Source organism: Desulfobacula sp. (assembly GCF_021107415.1).
This window is the reverse complement of sequence record NZ_JAIOSW010000161.1, coordinates 1-21,635: the sequence shown is the minus strand read 5'-3', so window position 1 is coordinate 21,635 and position 21,635 is coordinate 1. Positions and strand designations below refer to the sequence as shown.

Here is a 21,635-nt window from a genome sequence, read left to right as displayed (position 1 = left end):
TGCCCCTGGCTTTTTATCCCATTGTTCTGTTTGGCAGGCGCGTTAGTAAATTTTCTACAGGGACCCAGGAGACCATGGCGGATTTGAATTCATTTCTGCATGAAACCTTTACCGGCAGCAAGATTATCAAGATTTTTAATCTGCAAATTTTTGAAAAGGAACGATTCAAAGAGAAAACCCGGGAACTTTTCAGGCTTGAGATGAAAAAAGTCGTTGCCATGGCTCTGTCTTCTCCTGTCATGGAGTTTTTAGGAGGACTTGGCATTGCATTTATTATCTGGTTTGGCGGCCTTCGAGTCATTAGCGGGACATCAACACCGGGAACTTTTTTTTCTTTTCTGACTGCAGTGATGATGCTCTATGATCCGGTGAAAAAATTGTCCAGGCTCAACAACACCATCCAGGAAGGGGTGGCATCCGCCACAAGGATATTTGATGTTTTAGAAGAGGAATCTGAAATTTTAGAAAAACAAAACCCTGAAATTCTTACAGGAAGTGCCTTTGATGTTGAGTTTGATCATGTCGGTTTTTCCTATAATGATAACGAGGCGCCTGCATTAAATGATATCAATTTAAAGGTGGCACCCGGAGAAGTCCTGGCCCTTGTGGGAATGAGCGGGGGAGGAAAAACCAGCCTTGTCAATCTTGTGCCACGGCTGTATGATGTCACCGAGGGCGCCTTGTTGGTCAAAGGAAAAAATATAAAAGATTTTTCAATCAAATCTTTGCGGGATCATATTTCCATTGTGACCCAGGAACCCATCCTTTTTAACGAATCTGTGAAAGATAACATCCGGTACGGTAAAATGGATGCAACGGATTCTGAGATAGAAAACGCAGCAAAGGCCGCCTTTGCTTATGATTTTATACAAGGGTTTCCTAACGGATTTGATACCATCATTGGTGAGCTAGGTGCAAGACTTTCAGGGGGAGAAAAACAGCGACTCTGTATTGCAAGGGCTCTGATCAAGGATGCACCGATTCTTATTCTGGATGAAGCAACCTCTGCATTGGATTCTCAAGCCGAAAGGGTGGTACAAAAGGCTTTGGAAAACCTGATGGAAGGCAGAACATCTTTTGTGATCGCCCACAGGTTGTCCACAATTGATTATGCCTCAAGGATTATTTTATTGAAAAACGGGACCATAAAAGAACAAGGAACCCATGATGATCTGATGGCCCTGAAAGGGGAATATTATAAACTTCAGGCCATGCAGGCGCTAAAGATTTAAATAATTAAAGGAGAAAATAATGGCAGTTTCCCAAGAACTATTGGAAATACTGGTTTGCCCCAAATGTAAGGGTGAGATTCATTTAAATGACAAAAAAGACGGACTTGTCTGCGAGGCATGCGCCCTTTTATATGAAATAAAAGAGGGTATCCCCATCATGCTGATTGATGAAGCAAGGCCGCTGTAAGGATGAGCATTCTAAAAGATCCGGATCCTGCAAAATTGGTTGTGGGCTGTATTATGAATGATAAGGCTTGCATTGAGAAACTTTTCCCTCTGTTGGAAGAGGAGTTCGGCCCTGTAGACATGATCAGCCGATGGCTTGGTTTTGCTTTTACCGATTATTATTACAAAGAGATGGGGTCTCCTTTGTTCCGAAAAGTGTTCACGTTTAAAAATCTGATTGACCAGGATAAACTGGCCCAAATTAAAAAAAAGACCAACGAACTTGAAACAAGATTTATGACTTTTGGGAAGCGGGCGGTCAATATTGATCCCGGATATCTTGTTTCCTCCCGGTTTATCCTGGCCACGGGAAAGGAATATTCTCACAGGATTTATATCGGTCACAAAATTTATGCAGACTTGACATTGATGTATTCTAAAAAAGAGGGCTTTAAAACCCTGGACTGGACATATCCGGATTATGCATCACAAAGTATGATTTTATTTTTATCAAAGGTCAGGGATAAATATCTTTTGGATTTAAAGGCAGGCAAAGGAAAAATAAAATGATTAAAAGTATGACCGCTTTTTCTCAAGGGTCTAAAACTCACGGTACCATTACAGCGGATGTCACCATCCGTTCCTATAACTCACGACACCTTGATGTTTCTTTTTATTGTCCGGAATTCTGCCAGGTATTTGAAGAGGATATCAAAAAGATTATTGCCAAAACCCATGACAGGGGAAGGATTGATATCAAACTGTTTATTCGGGATGATGCAAAGGACCTGGATCAGTTTGAAGTGGATGAGGCAAAGGCAATATCCTATTTTCAGGCATTAAAAAAGATAAAACAAGATTTAAATCTGTCGGGCGACATCTATCTCACAGATATTTTAGCCGCCAGGAATGTGATTGTTTCTTCCAAAAAGGAGCAGGATTCAAAAGATTTGTGGGAGCCAATCCGGCTTTGTGTAGAAACTGCCAGTGCCGATCTGGACATCATGCGCAGGGAGGAAGGCAAAAATCTATATTCTGATTTGACCTCAAGAATTGATTATATTGAGAAAAATTTAAAGCAGATTGAAAAAGATGCCGCTAAAATCCCGCCGATTTATAAGCAAAGACTCATGGAAAGAATATCCTATTTAACCTCTGACACAGAAGAGCTGGACCCTGTCAGGATCTCCCAGGAGGCCGCCATTTTGGCGGATAAGAGTGATGTGTCAGAAGAGATTGTTAGACTTTACAGTCATATCAGGCAGTTTCGGGATATTATAGATTCAGATAATTCCCAGGGAAGAAAACTTAATTTTTTAATTCAGGAATTTAACAGGGAATTTAATACCATTGGATCAAAGGCTGGAAATGCGTCTTTATCCCATAGGGTGGTGGATTTGAAATCAGAGCTTGAAAAGATCAGAGAACAGGTACAAAATATAGAGTAGTTTTTATATATGTAAAGGATAAACTAATGGAACAGCTCCTTTTGACAATAGGTTTTGGAAACACTGTGGTGGCGCAAAAAGTAGTGGCAATTTTATCTCCCAATTCATCTCCCATGAAACGAGTCAAGGATGAAGCCCGCGAGGAAAAACGTCTGATTGATATCACCCACGGTAGAAAAACAAGGGCAATTATCATCACTGAAAGCAACCATGTCATTCTTTCCGCCATTCAGGCTGAGACTGTTTCCAACAGATTTGAATCCCTGATGAGCCAGGAAGAAGAATAATCCCATGACGGGCATGGGAAAGCTGTTTTTAATCTCCGCCCCTTCAGGGGCCGGCAAAACAACATTGGTAAGAAAGGTGTTAAACCGGTTTAAAAGCCTTTTTTATTCTGTATCTCACACCACTAGAAGTCCAAGGAAAAATGAACAGGATAGCGTTGATTACTTCTTTATCAGCCTGGAGGAGTTTGAGCGGAAAATAAGCCAGGATCACTGGCTTGAATGGGCAAAGGTTCATGATAATTATTATGGCACATCCAAAAAATTTGTAAGAAATTGCCTTGGAAAAGGCTGGGATCTTCTTCTGGATATTGATATCCAGGGTGCAAGACAAATCATGGACTCAGACCTGGATCTGGTTTCCATATTTATCATGCCGCCCTCTTTTGAAATTTTGTTTCAACGGCTTGAAAACCGGGGAACAGATTCCAGAGAAGTGATTGCCAGACGTCTTGAGAATGCAAAACTTGAAATGACCCAAAAAGACATGTATCAATACGTGGTGGTCAATGATGATCTTGATGAAGCCATAGAAGAGCTTTGCTCGATTTTTGAAAAAGAGATAGCGCAACCATGAAAGAGAAAAACGATATCCTTTTTGGGTTCCATTCTGTGTATGAAGCATTAAAGGCACACAAAAGAAATTTTTATAAGATACTGATTTCAAAAAAAAGATCCCTTTCAAGGATGGAAAACATAGAGACCCTTGCCCGGGAAAGAAATATACAAATCCAGGCTGTTGATCCTGAATTTCTGGACAGGATGACCGATTTTTCAAATCATCAGGGATTGGTTGCCAAAACATCTTTTTTTCCTGTCAAAAAAGCATCCGAGGTCGTAATGCTTGTACAGGAAAAAAAAGCGCCTTGTTTTATTCTGATCCTGGAAAATATTGAAGACCCCCATAACCTCGGGGCATTAATCAGAACGGCGCTCTGCGCCGGGGTTGATTATATTCTTGTTCCAAAGGACCGATCTGCCGTGCCTTCTTCAACCGTCTCCAGAAGTTCTGCCGGTGCCATGGAGCATGCGGATATCTATATGATTACCAATACAGCTTCCATTTTAAGATCTTTGAAAGAAAATGGAGTATGGATATCCGGTCTGGATGCAGACGGCGATACTTCTTTGTTTAACGCTGATCTGACAGGGAATATTGCGCTTGTTATTGGCGGTGAACACAAAGGTATCAGGCCTCTTGTAAAAAAAGAGTGTGATTTTTTATTATCTATTCCGAATATTGGCCTGGATATAGGCCAAAATATAGGAAAGGTTAATTCCCTGAATGCTTCTGTGGCAGGGGGTATTGCCATGTATGAAGCCCTTCGCCAAAGAACATAAAGGAAAGCCTGAAGGTGAACAGGCAACACATGCTAAAGTATTTCAAGGATTATTGCAGAATATATTCCGTATCAGCATTAAAAAACACTATCAGGATCTTTGAACAGCTTTTATATCCATTAAAGTGTTTAAAATGCGGTGCCTACATTGATCCCGATACGGTTAAACCCCATACAATGGAGGCCTGTTTTTGTGATCATTGCATGGGGCTTGGATTTCATCCGATTGACACACCTTTTTGCATAAAGTGCGGGATTCAGTTCCACCAGATTACAGCATCGGATTTTGATGAAAATCATGTGTGTGAAGCCTGTCTGAAAGCACCTTTAAAGCTGGACCGGGTCAGAGCAGCAGTAGAGTATAAAGGCATTGTAAAAGATGCGATTCCCCTTTTTAAATATCATTCAAAACTGTCGGTTGCAAAGGTATTTGAACACTTATTGTTTCAGACATTTTTACGGCACTATTCAACATCCCGTGTCGATTTGATCCTGCCCGTGCCTTTGCACAAGAAAAAACTGAGGGAAAGGGGATTTAACCAGGCATATCTGATGATCCGAAACTTTATTAAAACCTATCAAAAGATCTATCAACAGCCGCCTCAATGGGACATTGATACTGCTTCACTTGCCAGGGTTAAAAAGACAGATCCGCAAACAGGGTTTGATATTGAACAGAGAAAAAACAATTTAAAAAAAGCGTTTCAGGTCGTTAATAAAAAAGCAATTGAAAATAAAAATATTCTTTTAATTGACGATGTTTTTACTACGGGTGCAACCTGTAATGAGGCTGCTATGGAGTTGTTAAAAAATGGTGCAAAAAAGGTGGAAGCACTGGTGCTTGCCAGAACCTGAAATACTACAAATACCTGTAGCACCAAGGATAATAAAAGAGCAAGAGACGATGATAAAGGGAAAATTTATAAATATAAACCAGGGATTTTTTCATTACCATGCCCTGGGGGAATCAGAAAATCAAATTCATTTTTGCCACGGCAACTCCTTGAGTGCTGGAACCTATCTGCCTTTTTTAGAAAAGCTATCCTCCCATGACTTGAAAATCTATGCAACAGATATCAGGGGACACGGGTTCTCCACAAAGGAAAATACGACTCAGATAAAAAGCTGGGATATTTTTATCAAGGATCTTGAACAGGTTGTTTGCGCCATTACAAATCCTCCGGTCATCGGCATCGGCCATTCCATCGGCGGATATTTTACCTATGCGGCCGCAGCCCTGTTTCCCCATCTTTTTTCAAAGATAGTCCTGCTGGACCCCATTATTCTTCCAATGAAAATTGTTTGGCTTGCAGCCTTATTTAGAAAAATAGGACTTGCTGGGAGTCTTTCTCTTCCTAAAATGACCCGGACCAAAAAATCTGAATTTCAATCCAGAGAAGAGGCATTGATCCATTATTCAGGCAAGGGCATGTTCAAGTCATGGAAACCTGAATATGTTCAAGCCTATGTGGATACGGCCATTGAAAAAGATACCGCAACCACTTGGGAATTATGCTGCAACCCTGAATTTGAAGCACAGATTTATGAGTTTGTCCCCTTCAATACCTGGCAGCATGCAAACCATATCAATATTCCTGTCCTTGTCGTCAGAGGTGAAAGATCAGACTTGTTCCATAAACAAGCCGCCAGCAGGCTGACAAAAATAATCAAAAACTGCACTTTTGTTGAGCTGAAAGAATTCGGTCATTTTCTAATGATGGAAGACCCTGATAAAACAATCGATACCATCCTGCCTTTTATTTAAGGCATTTAGCCATATCCCGTTGAAAAGTTTATCTATACTACATTTGGCATTTGGAATATTTTAAAAAAGTGAGCCCAACACGTTACTATGATCACTGCCGGTAGGGTCTTGAGCACCGAGTGTTTCTTTTGGAAGTCGTACCCCAATTTTCAATTTTACTCGTCACTGATGATACCATCTATACTTGCTAGTAAAAATCGTTAAAATACATAAATTGAATTTATAAATTTTTCACTTCAGATATTTTGTCTTCAATAAAAAATGAATTTCAAAACTGAAGAATAAACTATCTGCCTTTTATACAGCGGAGAGCTTATCTATGTTCATTGACATTTAACATTAAATTTTATTTTTTTATTGAAATGTTTGTTTTTAATCTTAAAAAATATATAAAATCTAAATAGATAAATAGATAAATATTCATTTTAATCAAATTTTTTAATAAAGTTATTGACAATAAAATTTAATTGTACTAAACATTGTAAAGTTTGAATAAACACTTTAAAAGGAGGTTGTACAATGAAAAAATTATTGATGGTTTCTTTCATCGGGGTTATGTTCTTTTGTGTTGGGACTGCATTTGCTACAGAGTCAGTAGTATTGAAACTGGCCCATATCACTGCACCTGGTGGTATGCTTGATAAGAAGGCTCAAAAATTTGCAGAATTGGTAGACAAAAAAAGTAGCGGTAAGGTAAAAATTGAAATCTACCCGGCCCAGCAGCTTGGGAATATCAAGGAGCTCCTTCAGGGGCTCAGCATGGGGACGATTGATATTGTTCAAGAAGCCGAGTCGTTCATGGACACATTTGATAAAGACTATGCAATTTTTGGGACACCATTCATGTTCTCACGTGAAGAATTGAAAACAAATGCCTATATTGATGAAGTTCGTGAACGTGTCCGCAAAAAGACCGGTATCCGGACATTGCCTGGATTTGCATTCCGGCCGGCATTCCATCTTTGGACTCAGAAAAAACAGATTTTAACCCCTGACGAATTGAATGGTATCAAGTTGCGGGTATGGCAATCAAAGGCTTTAGTTGACTCATGGAATGGGCTTGGTGCAACTGCAGTTCCTTTGGCTTGGGGTGATGTTTATCTTTCTCTTTCACAAAAAGTAGTAGACGGCATGGTTCATAACATTGTTCAGGTTAGAGATGAAAAATTTTACGAGCAGTTGGATTATTGCACAAAACTGGATTTCATGCAGCTTTATGATGTGACCTGGATATCGGATTCAAAATGGCAGACATTGACCCCTGAAATTCAAAAAATACTGACCCAGGCCAGTGAGGAATGCGCCAACTGGTTTGTCAGCTATGGACAGGGTTTGGAAGCTGAGGCTCAGCAGACAATGGAAGCCGCAGGTATTAAATTTACCGATGGAGACCCTGTCAAATGGACCAGTAAAGCAGGGAGTGTACACAAGGAGTTAGAAAAAAGCGGTTTATGGTCTAAAGGTCTGTTAAAGAAACTGAGTAAATAATTGCTATACTGCGTTCATGCATAACCGGGAGTGCTGCTGACGACTGCTGCACTCCTGATTTTACCCAAGAAGGAGGGATCCCATGTTAAATAAAATTAACCAAAGGCTGGCACAGTTGCTGGATTGGACCATCGGTTTGATTATGGGTGCTACTGTAGTCATCCTATTTGTTGGTGTTATTCTTCGCTATGTGTTCAGTGCACCGCTTTTCTGGTCGGAAGAGGTGGCAGTTCTGGGATTAATATGGATAACCTTCCTTGGAGGCGCCATTCTTGTTCGTCAGGATAAAAATGTATGTATTACCTTTTTTAGCGACAATTGCCCGGCTCCAATGGCACGGAGGATGAAAATTTTATCCGATATTTTAGTGATTATTATGCTCTGTGTGATGATCTACCAAAGCTGGAAACTTACTGGTAGATTGGCCTTTTCTACGACACCGGCTTTAAGGATAAAGGAATCATGGTTTGGTTGGGCCATGATTTCTGGTTTTATCATTATGCTTTATTACCAAATTCAGCGTCTGATTTCTCTGTTACGAAATAAAGAGCCTTTCCCTGAAATGGAAGACCGGGACAAAGGGTGTGTTTTATGAATGCTTTGATTCTGATTACAATTTTAATGGTTTTAATGGCCCTAAGGGTGCCGGTGGTATTTTCCTTGTTGTTGTCTTGTTTTTTTTATGTACTTTTTATCGAACCTATCCCCTTTATTATTCTAGCCCATCGAATGTTAGGCAGCCTGCAGATATTTCCACTTTTGTCCCTCCCTCTATACATCCTGGCGGCGGATATCATGAACTCCGGTCGTATTACAGATGAGATGTTCAAGTTAGCCAGATCTCTGGTGGGGCATATCAAGGGATCCATGGGGCATGTAAATGTTGTTGCTTCTATGATTTTTGCGGGAATGAGTGGTTCAATTACAGCTGATACAGCCGGATTGGGAAAAATAGAAATTCCCATGATGGTTAAGGCCGGATATGATAAGCCTTTTGCCGTTGCAGTTACTGGAGCCAGTTCCATTATAGGCCCCATAATGCCGCCAAGCATTCAAATGATCCTTTATGCAATGATAGCGGAACAGTCTGTTGGACGGCTTTTTGTAGGCGGGGCCATCCCAGGTTTGATAATGGGTCTCACGATTATGATTGCTATATATTATTTTGCTGTTCGTCGCAATTATCCCCATGATGCCAGGCGGGCCCCCTGGAAAAAAATCTGGCAGAGCTTTAAGCAATCTTCCTGGGCATTGATGACCCCGATAATTATTTTAGGTGGAATCATCAGCGGCATTTTCACACCAACTGAAGCCGCAGTGGTGGCTGTGGTTTATGCATTTGTCATTTCATTTTTTATTTATCGCACCCTGCGCCTGAAAGATTTGTTGAAAATGATGGTTGGCTCTGCAGTAACATCGGCCCTTATCCTGGTCATTATGGGGGCAGCATCGGTTTTTGGCTGGATCATCACAATGGAGAACGTGCCGGCACTTATCCGTGATTTCATCATGTCTTCCACTGATCAGCAATGGGTTGTTTTGATTATATTAAATATTGTTTTTTTAATTGCCGGGTGCTTTTTCGATATCTGTGCAATTATTCTGGTATTCACACCGATGATTATACCGGTTTTGACAGCATACCAGATTGATCTTGTTCACTGGGGCGTGGTTGAGGTTCTCAACGTCTGTATCGGATTTTTGACCCCGCCGTTTGGTGTGGGCCTGTATGTGCTCAGCGACTTGTCCGGACTGAGTGTAGCTGAAGTGATGAAGGCCGTCACTCCATTCTTAATCCCGCTTTTAGTTTCATTGGCATTGATTACTTTTTTCCCGCAGCTGGTTCTTTGGCTTCCCGGGATTGTATTTGAATAGACATATCGTTATTAAGGAGAAATGATGAACAGTAAAGAGAGATTCATTGCAGCATTAAACCATAAGACCCGGATCGTGTTCCATTAGATCTGGGAGGTTGGGTCACCACGATAAGTATAAATGCGTATAATCGGCTGTTGAAAAAAATGGGTATCCAGCGAGAAGGGCAGGTGTTCGATTGGCTAAGGCAAAATGTTATGCCTGAAGAAGATGTTCTGGAGCGACTTGGGGTGGATACACGGTATGTTCACCTTGGAGAGCCTCACTTCTGGCATTTTCAACCCCAGCAAACAGATAAGGGCCTTTACGTCACGGATGAATGGGGCTGCGGCTTTCTGATGCCTGAATCATCCCTTTACTATAATCTGATTGACAGCCCTTTGAGGAACGCCACTATAGACGATTTGGAAAATTACTCCTGGCCGGATCCAGATGACAGCGGCTATCTTGACGGTATTGAGCAGCGGGCGCGTCAACTTTCCGAAGAGAATGAGTATGGTGTGGTAGGCAATTTTGCGTGGGAATCCTGGTATGAGAGGGCCTGGAAACTCAGAGCCATGGATAAATTTTACATGGATATGGTTGCAGACAAGGAATTTGTTCATGCCTTACTTGACAAAACATTATCATTACATTTAAGATTATTGGATAATGTTTTGGGAGTTTGTGGGAAGTATCTGGATGTTATCATTCAGGGGGGAGATTTGGCTGGCCAGAAGACAACCTTAATATCACCGGATACCTATCGAGAATTTATCAAGCCGCGACAGGAAAAGTCGATTCGTTTTATAAAAGAAAGAACCAACGCAAAAATTTTCTGGCACTCTTGCGGTGCTGTATCAAGTCTGATAGAAGATTTCATTGACGTCGGTATAGACATCCTGAATCCGGTCCAGGTTAGGGCTGAAGGAATGGACGCAGAGAAATTAAAAAAACAATATGGCGGGCGTATTGTTTTCTGGGGTGGTATTGATTCTCAGCATATCCTTCCTTCGGGTAAGGTGAAAGATGTGGAGAATGAAGTGAAGCAGTTGATTAAAGCCGCTGGATCTGGCGGTGGGCTAATTGTCTGTTCAGTACACAACATTCAGGCCGATGTACCGGAGGAAAATGTTCTGGCGCTCTATGATACCGTTAGAGAATCGGGAAAATATCCAATTGGATAGGATTAATAATCAATAATTGTATCGGGGAATATTAGGTAGTGATTGAAGGCAAACGAATTAAAGAATACAGAGAGAAAAAAAGACTGTCATTAAGAAAACTTGCAGGCATGTCGACCATCTCGCCCAGTATGCTGAGTCAAATCGAATCAGGGAAAGTAGATCCCTCATTGTCGACGTTACGTAAAATTGCAATCAGCCTTGAGGTTCCCCTTTTTTTCCTGGTACTGGATCACTCTGGGCCGACAAATAAAAAAGTAAAATTGAAAGATGCCCGAATGGTAATATTCCCGAATGATGGACTGGAGTATCAAATTATCCACTCCGACCAGGACAAAAAGATGGGAATTCATATCGGTACGCTAAAAAAGGGTGGTTCCACCAGCAGCGATCTGCTTGCCCACGAAGGCGAGGAGTGTTTAATTGTACTGGAAGGAGAAATGGAAATCGTCTATGAACATGAGATGATTTCTTTGAAAGTAGGCGAGAGCCTTTATTTCGACAGTTCAATCCCTCACAAATTACAAAATTCATGTCATGATGATTGCAAGTTTTACCTGATTATTTCTCCTCCTAAATTTTAGTTGTTGTCCCTATGAAAATGAAAGAATGCAAATTTTGCATGAATTTATTTTGGCTTTTCGGTTATGGATATTGAAAGGATAAACAGTTTGAGCCAGACGGAATCTACACGGAATTTAAGAGAAGTCGCAGAAACCATATTTAATGCCGGTATAAAAGCTGTAGATCCGTATGCCTGCGTCAATAGACATCTTAAAATAGCGGACGGTCATTTACAGGTAGGAAAGATCCATTATAGTCTTGAAGAGATCAACAAACTTTACCTGATTGGTATCGGCAAAGCTTCAGCCGTTATGGCGCAACGAGCAGAGGAGCTTTTAGGGAGTCATATCCATGACGGACTGGTGATTAGCAAATACCGGCATGGAGTTCCTTTAAGCCGCTGTCGGATCTTGGAAGCCGGTCATCCAATCCCTGACGCTAACGGCGTTAATGCCACAAAGGATCTTTTGGAATTGGTCTCAAACGCTGGCCCAGAAGATTTGATCCTATGCATGATTTCCGGTGGCGGTTCCGCACTCACCCCAGCTCCTGCCAAAGGGATCAGCCTGGAAAACAAACAAGAGACCACCCGGCTGCTATTGGACTGCGGAGCAACCATCCACGAGATCAACACCATTCGGAAGCATCTCTCACAGATCAAAGGGGGCCAATTGTGTAGGAGTGCCAACGGCGCCCGTATGATTTCATTGATATTATCCGATGTCATTGGTGATGATCTTGATATTATTGGGTCGGGAATTACAGCACCAGATACGGGATCTTTTAATGACTGCAAGGAGATACTTAGCCGTTATGGTCTTTGGAAAAAAATTCCAAAGCCTGTTTATAATCGAATTTCTGCAGGGGTTGCGGGGCAGATTCAGGAAACTCCAAAACCTGGCGCGCCTGAATTTGTCAATGTAGATAACCAAATTATCGGAAGTATTTCAGATGCACTGTCGGCAGCTGAAAAAGAAGCCAAACGTCAGGGGTTTACCCCGCTCATTCTTTCTTCCATGATCCAAGGTGAGGCAAGTGAGGTTGCTAAAATTTTATGTGCAATTGCCAAAGAAATCAGACTTTCAGGCCGCCCGATTCCATCCCCTGCCTGTTTGCTTTCCGGCGGTGAGACCACTGTAACAATAAAAGGTAAAGGTAAAGGCGGACGGAATACAGAGCTTGCTCTGGCTGCAGGCATTGAACTGTCGGGTGCTTCACAAACCCTGCTTTTATCTGCTGGTACTGACGGTACGGATGGCCCTACTAATGCGGCCGGTGCCTTTGTTGACGGTTCAACGGCTTCACGTGCCGTTGCCTTTGGTTTGTCCGCTTCCAAATACCTTGTTCACAATAATTCTTATCCATTTTTTCAAGCACTTGGAGATCTTCTGATCACTGGCCCTACTCGTACCAATGTGATGGATCTCCAGATACTGTTGCTCGATGAATAATGCTTTTAAACACCTATATCTATGTTGATACGTATATGACGTGCTGTCATTTGCCTTTTCCTTTAAGGTTATCGGGGAACCCGTGAAATATAGTATTTATGAAATTTAAATTTAATAAAAATAATGATAGTTAAAAATTGGAGTGTAAAAAAATGACAGATTTTAATGCAATGACAGATGCCCTTGTTTCCTGTGACAATGCCAAACTGACAGATCTTGTAAATAATGCCCTGGCCCAGAATGCTCCGGCCGGAGATATTCTCAATAAAGGCCTGATTGCAGGTATGGACATTGTGGGCGAAAAAATGGAAAACGGCGACATGTTCATCCCCGAAGTCCTCATGGCAGCCAAGGCCATGGGAGACTGCGTAGCCATTCTCAAACCCCTGTTGGGAGAAGATGAGTCCGCCACCAGTGCCAGTGTTATCATCGGCACGGTCAAGGGAGATCTCCATGATATCGGTAAAAATCTCGTGGCCATGATGATGGGAAGCGCGGGCATGGAAGTCCATAATATCGGGGTGGATATAGCCCCGGAAGATTTTGTGACCCAGATCAAAGAAAAAAACGCCCAGATTGTTTGTCTGTCAGCCCTTTTAACCACCACCATGCCCATGATGAAACAAACCGTGGATGCCATCGTGGAAAGCGGTCTCCGAGACCAGGTTAAGATTCTTGTGGGCGGTGCACCAGTGACCCAGGCTTTTGCCGATGAAATCGGAGCAGACGGATTTGCAGCTGATGCAGGTTCTGCTTCAAAACTTGCCAAATCATTTGTCAACTAAGCCGGACGTATAAACACAGGAGAAGAACTATGTTTGAAGTAATAGGTGAAAGAATTAACACCTCCAGAAAACTTGTCCAGGCCGCCGTGGCAGAAAGGGATGTTGACTATATCATTGATGATGTAAAAAAACAGAAGAAAGCAGGTGCTAACTTTATTGATGTCAATGCCGGAGCCCGCATTGGTCATGAAACTGAGGATATGAAATGGCTCTTGGATACCATCCAGCCCATTGCCGCTGTGCCGCTTACCCTGGACAGTCCTGATCCGACTGTTCTGGAAATGGCCTTCAAAATGGTGGAAAAGACCCCCATGATTAACTCCATCAGTTTGGAAAAAGAACGATTTGATGCCATGATGCCCTTTCTTGACGGAAAAGAGTGCAAAATCATTGCACTTTGTATGGATGATACCGGCATGCCCAGCTCTTCCGATGTCATCCTGGGCCGCGCAAAAAGCCTGGTTCAAGAACTCAACAAAATCGGCATCCCCACAGCCTCCATCTATGTGGATCCACTGGTTCAGCCCATCAGTGTTGACTCCAAAAAAGGTGTCATGGTTCTGGATGCAGTCCGGTCCATCAAAGCCGAATTCCCGGATGTTCACATTACCGGCGGTCTGTCCAACATCTCATATGGACTTCCCCAGAGAAAAGTCATCAATAGAACCTTTGTCTCCCTGATGATGGTTGCAGGTATGGATTCCGCTATTATTGATCCTCTGGACAAAAAAATCATGGCGACTATCAGAACCGCAGACATGCTCTTAAATCATGACGATTTTTGTATGAATTACCTAAAAGGTGTTCGAGCAGGATCAATCTCAAGCTAATACTTACTAAAAAAAACGGTCGAAACAGGAGTATTCAAAAACTGACTACTCTGTCTATCATTATGGGGTAAGACTCTTTATTTAAAGGGTGTTGACTTCTTTTGGCAGTAGTGACTGCAATTAAAATCCGACCGATGGGTACTTGTATTCATTGAGCTGGTTTTCTAAAAGTTATGAGTAACCCCATATATAGCATATGAAGTCTTTTTGAAAAGAGATTTTAATTTCACTATGCGAGCAAGGGTCAATCTACGTGTGATTGCTTAAAGAGCTCCCACAAATTCACAATATCTATAGATAAAAGTTTGCCAACCTTGACAAAATGTATGGTATGAGTATATACATAATAGTATGGATGATAAAAATAAAATTTTTTTAAGGCATTGTACCGGATTTGATTGGGATGACGGAAATATTGATAAAAACTGGAAAAAACATAAAGTAACGCCTTCTGAATGTGAACAGATTTTTTTTAACCTTCCTTTGATTATTCAGAATGATGCTAAACATTCTGAGAAAGAAGTCAGATATTATTCATTGGGCCAAACAAATGTCAAAAGATTATTATTTATTGCATTCACTATCAGAAACAATTTTATTCGAGTTGTTTCTGCAAGAGATATGAGCAGAAAAGAGAGGAAAGCATATGAAAAAGCAAATTCCTGATTTCAAAAGTGAAGATGAGGAAAGAGAATTCTGGTCAACCCATGATTCAACTGATTTTTTTGATTGGAATAAAGCAGATCGGTTAACATTATCTAATCTAAAGCCTTCAGTTAAAAAAATTTCTCTTCGACTTCCCGAATCTATACTGGAAGATCTTAAATTATTAGCCAACAAGAGGGATGTACCCTATCAATCGCTGCTGAAGATATTCTTGGCTGAGCGCATAGAAAAAGAGCTGAATATTCACTAAAATTCAAATCAATCAAAACAGCAAAATTAACATCTGTATTTATAAATCAGGTTTTATCTGAAGGTACTTATGATATCTTTGCTTTTGAAGAAAGAAGGGTTATGGTCTGTTTTGAGGCGTTTAATTCTATGGTTGCACCAATGGGCATGGTGAACATGGGATGGGTGTGGCAGCAGTCCACTTCAGCCAGAAAAGGAAAATTGTATTCCCCAAGGACTTCTTCCAAAATTTGATAGGGGTGCTTCAGTGTTCCCTGATCATTGAAATTTTCATGTTTCCCAAGGATCAAGCCACCTATTTTTTCAAACACCTGATTTACATTTAAAAATGAAAACAGTCTTTCAAGCATGGCTGCGGTTTTCTGTGTGTCTTCAATAAAAAGAATATCCCCCTTTTCAATTTTGGGCATATACACTCTTCCCCAGATACTGGCGATGGTGTTCAGGTTGCCGATGATAAGCCTTCCCTTTGCAACACCCTTATTGCAGGTAACCCATTTATTTTCAGTCTTGTTTTCACTTTTTTTTTGTTTTTCCCAGTCAATGTTGTCTTCTGTCCAGAAATAAGGTTTTTCAAACTCATATGGCAGGTTTGGATTTTCCATAAAAATATCAGTAAAATACTTAAAAGTCATCTCATTATAGGGTTCAAATTCTCCAAAGGAAGCAACAAGAGCAGGTCCGTAAAATGTTGTTACCCCGGTCATCTGATAAATGGCCAGCAATATGGAGGAGACATCAGAATAACCTATAAATATTTTAGGGTTATCTTTAATGGCCTAAAAATGCTTTAGCGCGTTCAAAGCGGGTGGGACAAAAAAATGTTATGGGTGTAGACGGGGAATAAAAACCGATAGTATCATTTTTGTTGAGTTTTATCATTGTTTTTCTATCCTGATAAACTGGACCAGACAAAGGGAGATAAGGCTGAAAAAAGCCCCGGCCAAAAAGGGAATTTTATAATCGACCATCCATAACAGTCCGCCAATGACCGGCAGGACCACTGCTGCAATGTGATTAATGGTAAATCCAACGGCAGCGCTGGATGCAATATCCCGGGGATCGGCAATTTTTTGGAAATAGGTTTTAATGCCCGTTGCAAAATTAAAGAAAATATGATCAAGGACATATAAAACACCGACGATCAGTTTTGAGTCAACAAAGGCATAGGAGATAAAAATCAGGACAAGGAAAAAGTATTCAATGGAAAGAAGTTTTCTTTCACCGTATTTTACAATAAATTTTCCGATTAAAGGATTGATAAAAAAATTAATCACATTATTCACCAGGAAGAGCAGGGTTATATCCTGAACAGAAAATTCAAATTTTTTTACCAGCAAAAATACGGCAAATGCCATGAAGATCTGCCGCCGGGCCCCGGCCATGAAAGTTAAAAAATAAAAGAGCCAGTAACGCTTTTTTAATACCAGTTGCTTTTTCTGGGGAATAATATTTTTATTGACAGGATTTTTTGTGATGGCCCAGATACCGCCTGCACCGATCAGACAGCCAAATAGGATATATATGACTGTATAGCTTAAAAAAGGAGCGATCACAAATATCAGGATGCCAACAGCAATATTAGCAGCTGCTGCAGATTTTCTTTGTTCGCTAAAAACAAGTGGGGAGGTCAGTTTGTCAAAATACTGGAGCGTCAGAGACTGGTTGGTTGTTTCATAATAGTGGAACCCGAAACTCATGACAATGGTTGTAAAAATAAGACCGGAAAAACTGGGCAAAAGCCCGGTTAAAAAGAGACCTGTCCCCAGGATAATGATGGAGAGCGCAGACAGCCGGTGTTCTTTAATGATCAAAATCACATAGGTGACCAATAACGCCAGAAATCCCGGAATTTCGCGGACAGACTGAAGCACACCGATATGATTACCGTCAAGTCCGACAATGTTAACACTGAAATTATCGAAAAGGGTTCGCCAGCACTGGAGTCCTGCGGCGGAACAAATAGTCAGAACGATGAGATAGGAATACATCCGTTCTTTTTTATAGTCAGGCATAAAACAGCCTTCTATTTAATTTTACTGATTATTTTTTCAACTACTTTTTCTGCGGTATCTCCAAACAGGGTTTCAACTTCCACCAGGTTAAGATATTTGTCATCCCATTGAAAATTATCACTTTCAAGAATCCAGTCTTTGAGCCTGTTATATTTACCGCCTAAGGCTTTGATCTTTTTTAAAAGTGGTACGTTGCTGGATGTTTTAAAGCTGATATTTAAAGATAAAATATACTCAATGATGTTGGGTGTGGCAGGATTTGAAGAAATGCCGGGAATCACCAGGATATTTTTATTGTCCTTTCTGCCTTTTCCGATATAGACATTTCCTTCTCTCACGATAATATTCTTAGTTCCTTTGAGCCTGGGATCAGTTTCCACCCTGGAATGTTCTTCTTTTAATACACCGGTTTTATTCACTATTTTAATTTTTGTTTCAGGAGTGACTTCGCCCAAAAGGCTGAGGCCCGAGATCTGGTAGAGAAAGGCACCGTTGACTTTTGAAATAACCTCCTGGAGGTTTTTAATCACCAGGACATTTTTATTGGTAATCTGGGAGATTTGAATGTCATTGGCATTCAGTTCATCAAAAATATAACCTTCAAATTTTTCACTGATTCTGCTGGTGCCCACCGTGACGGTTTTGGCTTGATGCTTGATGGCATCAACAGGTCTTGCCATGGTGTTGATGGACTGGCCAATGTTATCAAAAAATGTATTTAGCATGTTGGAAGGCGTGCCTTTTGTTTCAAAGTCAAGTTCAAAATCCGACACCGGCAGTCTGCCTGACAGGTATTTTAAAAGCAAAGTGATATTGGCAACATTATCAAGCCCCATGGCCGCAGGGAAGCCGCCTTGTCTTCGTTTTTTTGAAAATTTGTTATAGAATTGCGCAATGGTTTCCCTGAATCGTTTTTCCAGAAGAACTTCATAAACATCATGGCCCATGGAGGTATATTCATCTAAAACATCCTGGACTTCAATTTTTCCGTCATACATAAACCTGGAACCCTCATTAATGGCAAGGGCAGCATAATATCCCCAGATATGTCCCACAAGTGTATTAAGGATAGGTGCAAAATGTTCTTTTGTTTCAGGTATTTTAAATATATCCCTGGCATAGATGTCAAACCGATCTTCTCCAATGGTGGTGATAACCACAGGAGTTGCCTTGTGGGCATGGAAGATGGCAGTATCTTTTATAATATCTCCCAGTACGCTTTCTCTTGTGCCGGCAGCACAGATAATGATCAATGGTTCGCTTGACAGGTCAATATGTTTTTTATCTTCAATAAAGTCAGACGAAATGGTTTTATAGCAAAGCTCACTGAGTTTGATCCTGATCTCATCGGCAGATGCCTTGTTTGATCCTGATCCAACAGTTGCCCAATAGTCTTTTGAGACCGCAAGCCTGAAGGCTGAATCTTTGATTTGATCTTTCATCCCAAGTATAACTCTCATTTTATCCGGCAGGCTCATGATTTCGTTGATTTGTTCTGTGATAAATTCACTTGATCTTGTTTGAACAATACCTGCAATGTGAAGACCTAAAATGGCTCCTGCTGTAATTTGTGAATAAAATGCTTTTGTTGATGCCACAGACATCTCAATATCGCGGCCGGAGCTGGTATATAATACACCATCTGTTTTAAAGGTCAGATCAGAATCTCTCCTGTTCACGATGGCCAGCGTTTTGGCGCCGCAACCTTTTGCCATGTCAACGGTCCTGTTGGTATCGGTTGTGGTGCCGGATTGGCTGATGGCTACAACAAGGGTGCTGGCCATGGAGTCTTCAGCATTTTTTTCTTCAACAATATTGAATCCGGACAGCTCTGATGATTTTAATGCCCTGATGTCAATATCGATATCCCCCAGATAGAAATTTAACAGATCAGCACAGCTTTGGGCCGCAATCCCGGCAGTTCCCTGACCAATAAAATAAACCTTTTTAATCCGGTTGTTTTTAAAGTCATCGACCAGTGATTTTGGAATCACCGTCTCGTCCAGGCTTGTGGTGAACAGGTTTGATTCCGTGGAAACTTTGAATTTGTTTTCCAGGGTTTTTTCAACTGAACCTGGGGATTCTGAAATTTCTTTTAAAAAATAGTGGGGGAAGTTTTGCCGGTCAATATCCCTTGACGTAATCTGGCTTGTCTGTACATGATCCTCTTCTATGCTGATGGGTGTATTGTCGTAATATAAGGATTGAACCCCTGATACACCACCCGATGAATCCTGATCAAGAATAACAATCTGGCCCTTGTTTCCTCCATTGAGTTTGATGTAATCCTGGGTTTCTTCTACAATGCCATAGAGTTCTGATGCCGCAATATAATGATCTTTTGCAATCCCGACAAAAATAGCCTGACCACTTCCCTTCTGGGCTAAAAACAGTTTTCCCGGTGCAAGATTCGAGTGCATGCTGATGGCATGGGAGCCTTCAAAATCATTGACAGCCAACCTGAAGGCCTCTTCAATGGATTCATTTTGTTTCAGGTAGTGCTCGATCTGAAGCGGGATCAGTTTGGTGTCAGTATTGATATCCTCATGGATTTTGTCATATCGTGCTTCATACTCTGTTTTTAATTCAAGATAATTGTCAATATCTCCATTCAGGCAGACATGAATGATGCCGGTCTTACCGATTTTCCTGTCTGTGGGAGTGTTGTCCTGGGGATGGCAGTTGGCTACGGTAATGTCTCCGACAGAGGCCCATCGGGTGTGAGCAGATATGGAATTGGCAGCAAAGTGATAATTTGAAAGTAATTGAAGCATATGATCATTTTTAATCTGGCTTCGGATAAAACTTACATTGTCTCCAAGTGCACCGATTTCCGCAGCAAATTTGTAGATAAAAGAAATTGTCACGAAGTGCTGGTCATTTTCAGGGAAAGTGTCTTTGATGGTAAGGCTGTTATTGGATAATACCAGGTGATTTGTTCGCTGTTTCAACCTTTCCGAAAGTCCTGCCTTGATCAGTCCTTTTCTGAAATTTTCAAATTCCTGTTTGGTCAAGGTAAATATAACCGAAATTCCTGCAGAATCTCTTCCCCTGACTTCAAGCCGGTCAATACTGTTCAATACGGCATTAATCCTTTTAAATATTCTTAACCCCGGGACGTTGTCGGAATTTTCAAGACCAATGGCAAGATTACTGATGGCGGTGATATTGTCCAGAATTTCTTTTTTAAGACACCAGCAAATATCCTGGAGTTTTTCAAGACGCAGGGAAATTATTTCAACATCTGAACTAGAAAGATTTGAAACTTCTTTTTTAAATATGACAGTTTGATCCTTTATCAATTGTTCAATTGTTTCTGAAATAGATAAAAGAAGGTCTCTTTTTCCTTCATTAAAAAAACCTGTTTAAATCCCTGGCACTCTTCAAACAAGGCGTTCAGAAGATCATCACTGCCGGGAAAATCATCCCGGATAGACAAGACATCGGACGATAAACTTTTTGTTTTTAATGAAAGGACCATTTCCTGGATAGGGTCTAAATTTAAATGGTTTGGATCGCTGCTTGCCTTAAATGCAACAAAAGCAGAAATGCCGCAGGAAAATGTATTAAGTTGGCAAGGGAAGAATATAAGGGAATTTTTTTTTACCTGTTTTATGGCTTTACCGATTTCAATATTAATTGAAAATAATTTTTTGACCAGATTTAAACAAAGGTTTAAAAAATGCTTTGCTGCTTCAATCATTCTTCCCTCCATCATCCAAAAGATTTTTTTATTTTTACAATTGTGCGGTTGTAGCTATATTTTTTTTAAAATATTGTTTTAAAATCATCTTTGCATAAGTCGTTGCTCTTGTTCCAATATATTTTCTATGCCCGACAACAATAGACAGAACAATTTTTTTATTTGTTTTTTTCTCTTTCCCAAATCCGGTAAACCAGTCGTATTTAATCGTATGCTTTTTGTTATACAAAGATCCGGTCTTTCCGCCAATTACAATTTTCGAAAGTACTTTATCCCGTGAAGCACCCCTGAAAGATTTTCTGGCAGTCCCCTTTGATATGGTTCTTTCCATTAACTGCATCATTGTCGCTGCGGTTTGCGGGCTTATTGCTGTCTTATAGATTGCTTTTTTATGTTTGTAAATGATTTCTCCATCAAAGTTGGTTACATGTTCAACAATACTTGGCAGTGTGACCTTGCCTGAATTGACCACTGCCGAGATGAGCATGGCACCAAATATCGGTGAGATCATGGTGTCATTGTTAAAGCCGCAACCAAGCTCAGCCAGATGGTAGTCGCTGTCATTGGTTTCAAAACTGCCTGAAACAAAGGGTAATTCCGACTGGACAACCC

Annotated in this window: 24 protein-coding genes; 19 read left to right on the top strand and 5 right to left on the bottom strand. The window is 40.9% G+C overall.

The features are described 5' to 3' along the window. From K8S13_RS08895 to K8S13_RS08805, 19 genes are all read left to right on the top strand, one after another. Positions 1-1,232 (top strand): ABC transporter ATP-binding protein (locus K8S13_RS08895; RefSeq protein WP_291462035.1); only part of this gene is annotated, 1,232 nt, incomplete at its 5' end. Between the two features lie 19 nt (positions 1,233-1,251). Continuing rightward, positions 1,252-1,419: a Trm112 family protein gene (locus tag K8S13_RS08890; RefSeq protein ID WP_291462033.1), complete on the top strand. Its 168-nt coding sequence runs from the start codon at positions 1,252-1,254 to the stop codon at positions 1,417-1,419. A 2-nt stretch (positions 1,420-1,421) separates the two neighbouring features. Beyond that, positions 1,422-1,967 (top strand): DUF4416 family protein, encoded by a 546-nt coding sequence (locus tag K8S13_RS08885; protein WP_291462031.1) that lies wholly within the window; start codon positions 1,422-1,424, stop codon positions 1,965-1,967. Then, a complete protein-coding gene (locus K8S13_RS08880; protein ID WP_291462029.1) occupies positions 1,964-2,845 on the top strand; it encodes a YicC/YloC family endoribonuclease in 882 nt (293 codons plus the stop codon). Before K8S13_RS08885 ends, K8S13_RS08880 begins: the two co-directional genes overlap by 4 nt. A gap of 26 nt (positions 2,846-2,871) precedes the next feature. Further along, positions 2,872-3,132: a DUF370 domain-containing protein gene (locus tag K8S13_RS08875; RefSeq protein ID WP_291462028.1), complete on the top strand. Its 261-nt coding sequence runs from the start codon at positions 2,872-2,874 to the stop codon at positions 3,130-3,132. Positions 3,133-3,136: 4 nt separating this feature from the next. Further along, positions 3,137-3,706, top strand: coding sequence for a guanylate kinase (gene gmk / locus K8S13_RS08870; RefSeq protein WP_291462027.1), 570 nt, complete (start codon positions 3,137-3,139; stop codon positions 3,704-3,706). Further along, positions 3,703-4,470: a 23S rRNA (guanosine(2251)-2'-O)-methyltransferase RlmB gene (gene rlmB, locus K8S13_RS08865; RefSeq protein WP_291462025.1), complete on the top strand. Its 768-nt coding sequence runs from the start codon at positions 3,703-3,705 to the stop codon at positions 4,468-4,470. Before gmk ends, rlmB begins: the two co-directional genes overlap by 4 nt. 29 nt (positions 4,471-4,499) lie before the next feature. Next, entirely contained in the window at positions 4,500-5,324 is an 825-nt protein-coding gene (locus K8S13_RS08860; protein WP_291462023.1) for a ComF family protein, read from the top strand. A gap of 49 nt (positions 5,325-5,373) precedes the next feature. Next, positions 5,374-6,234, top strand: coding sequence for an alpha/beta hydrolase (locus K8S13_RS08855; protein WP_291462022.1), 861 nt, complete (start codon positions 5,374-5,376; stop codon positions 6,232-6,234). A gap of 519 nt (positions 6,235-6,753) precedes the next feature. Then, a complete protein-coding gene (locus tag K8S13_RS08850) occupies positions 6,754-7,722 on the top strand; it encodes a TRAP transporter substrate-binding protein (protein WP_291462021.1) in 969 nt (322 codons plus the stop codon). An 82-nt stretch (positions 7,723-7,804) separates the two neighbouring features. Beyond that, complete coding sequence (locus K8S13_RS08845) at positions 7,805-8,317, top strand: TRAP transporter small permease (RefSeq protein ID WP_291462019.1); 513 nt, start codon at positions 7,805-7,807, stop codon at positions 8,315-8,317. Further along, entirely contained in the window at positions 8,314-9,597 is a 1,284-nt protein-coding gene (locus tag K8S13_RS08840; protein WP_291462017.1) for a TRAP transporter large permease, read from the top strand. Before K8S13_RS08845 ends, K8S13_RS08840 begins: the two co-directional genes overlap by 4 nt. A gap of 197 nt (positions 9,598-9,794) precedes the next feature. Beyond that, entirely contained in the window at positions 9,795-10,763 is a 969-nt protein-coding gene (locus K8S13_RS08835; protein WP_291462016.1) for a uroporphyrinogen decarboxylase family protein, read from the top strand. Positions 10,764-10,801: 38 nt separating this feature from the next. Next, complete coding sequence (locus K8S13_RS08830; protein WP_291462015.1) at positions 10,802-11,344, top strand: helix-turn-helix domain-containing protein; 543 nt, start codon at positions 10,802-10,804, stop codon at positions 11,342-11,344. 87 nt (positions 11,345-11,431) lie between these two features. After that, on the top strand, positions 11,432-12,775 hold the full coding sequence (locus tag K8S13_RS08825; protein ID WP_291462013.1) for a glycerate kinase: 1,344 nt from the start codon (positions 11,432-11,434) through the stop codon (positions 12,773-12,775). Positions 12,776-12,927: 152 nt separating this feature from the next. Then, complete coding sequence (locus tag K8S13_RS08820) at positions 12,928-13,560, top strand: corrinoid protein (protein ID WP_291462011.1); 633 nt, start codon at positions 12,928-12,930, stop codon at positions 13,558-13,560. A gap of 29 nt (positions 13,561-13,589) precedes the next feature. Next, a complete protein-coding gene (locus K8S13_RS08815; protein ID WP_291462010.1) occupies positions 13,590-14,390 on the top strand; it encodes a dihydropteroate synthase in 801 nt (266 codons plus the stop codon). Between the two features lie 351 nt (positions 14,391-14,741). Next, the gene (locus K8S13_RS08810; protein ID WP_291462009.1) at positions 14,742-15,056 is read left to right on the top strand and encodes a BrnT family toxin; all 315 of its coding nucleotides are present in this window, start codon (positions 14,742-14,744) and stop codon (positions 15,054-15,056) included. Continuing rightward, positions 15,037-15,306 carry a BrnA antitoxin family protein gene (locus K8S13_RS08805; protein WP_291462008.1) on the top strand — a complete coding sequence of 90 codons (270 nt, stop codon included), beginning with the start codon at positions 15,037-15,039 and terminating at the stop codon, positions 15,304-15,306. Before K8S13_RS08810 ends, K8S13_RS08805 begins: the two co-directional genes overlap by 20 nt. Positions 15,307-15,373: 67 nt before the next feature. Here K8S13_RS08805 and K8S13_RS08800 read toward each other — a convergent pair whose 3' ends face one another. The 5 genes from K8S13_RS08800 to K8S13_RS08780 all read right to left on the bottom strand — a co-directional run. Continuing rightward, complete coding sequence (locus K8S13_RS08800; RefSeq protein WP_291462036.1) at positions 15,374-16,081, bottom strand: S66 peptidase family protein; 708 nt, start codon at positions 16,079-16,081, stop codon at positions 15,374-15,376. A gap of 102 nt (positions 16,082-16,183) precedes the next feature. Beyond that, positions 16,184-17,320: an MFS transporter gene (locus tag K8S13_RS08795; protein ID WP_291462007.1), complete on the bottom strand. Its 1,137-nt coding sequence runs from the start codon at positions 17,318-17,320 to the stop codon at positions 16,184-16,186. A gap of 11 nt (positions 17,321-17,331) precedes the next feature. After that, positions 17,332-20,622 (bottom strand): SIS domain-containing protein, encoded by a 3,291-nt coding sequence (locus tag K8S13_RS08790; RefSeq protein WP_291462006.1) that lies wholly within the window; start codon positions 20,620-20,622, stop codon positions 17,332-17,334. Beyond that, positions 20,619-21,023: a hypothetical protein gene (locus K8S13_RS08785; RefSeq protein ID WP_291462005.1), complete on the bottom strand. Its 405-nt coding sequence runs from the start codon at positions 21,021-21,023 to the stop codon at positions 20,619-20,621. The genes K8S13_RS08790 and K8S13_RS08785 overlap by 4 nt, the downstream gene beginning before the upstream one ends. Before the next feature lie 34 nt (positions 21,024-21,057). Then, positions 21,058-21,635 (bottom strand): penicillin-binding transpeptidase domain-containing protein (locus K8S13_RS08780; RefSeq protein ID WP_291462004.1); only part of this gene is annotated, 578 nt, incomplete at its 5' end.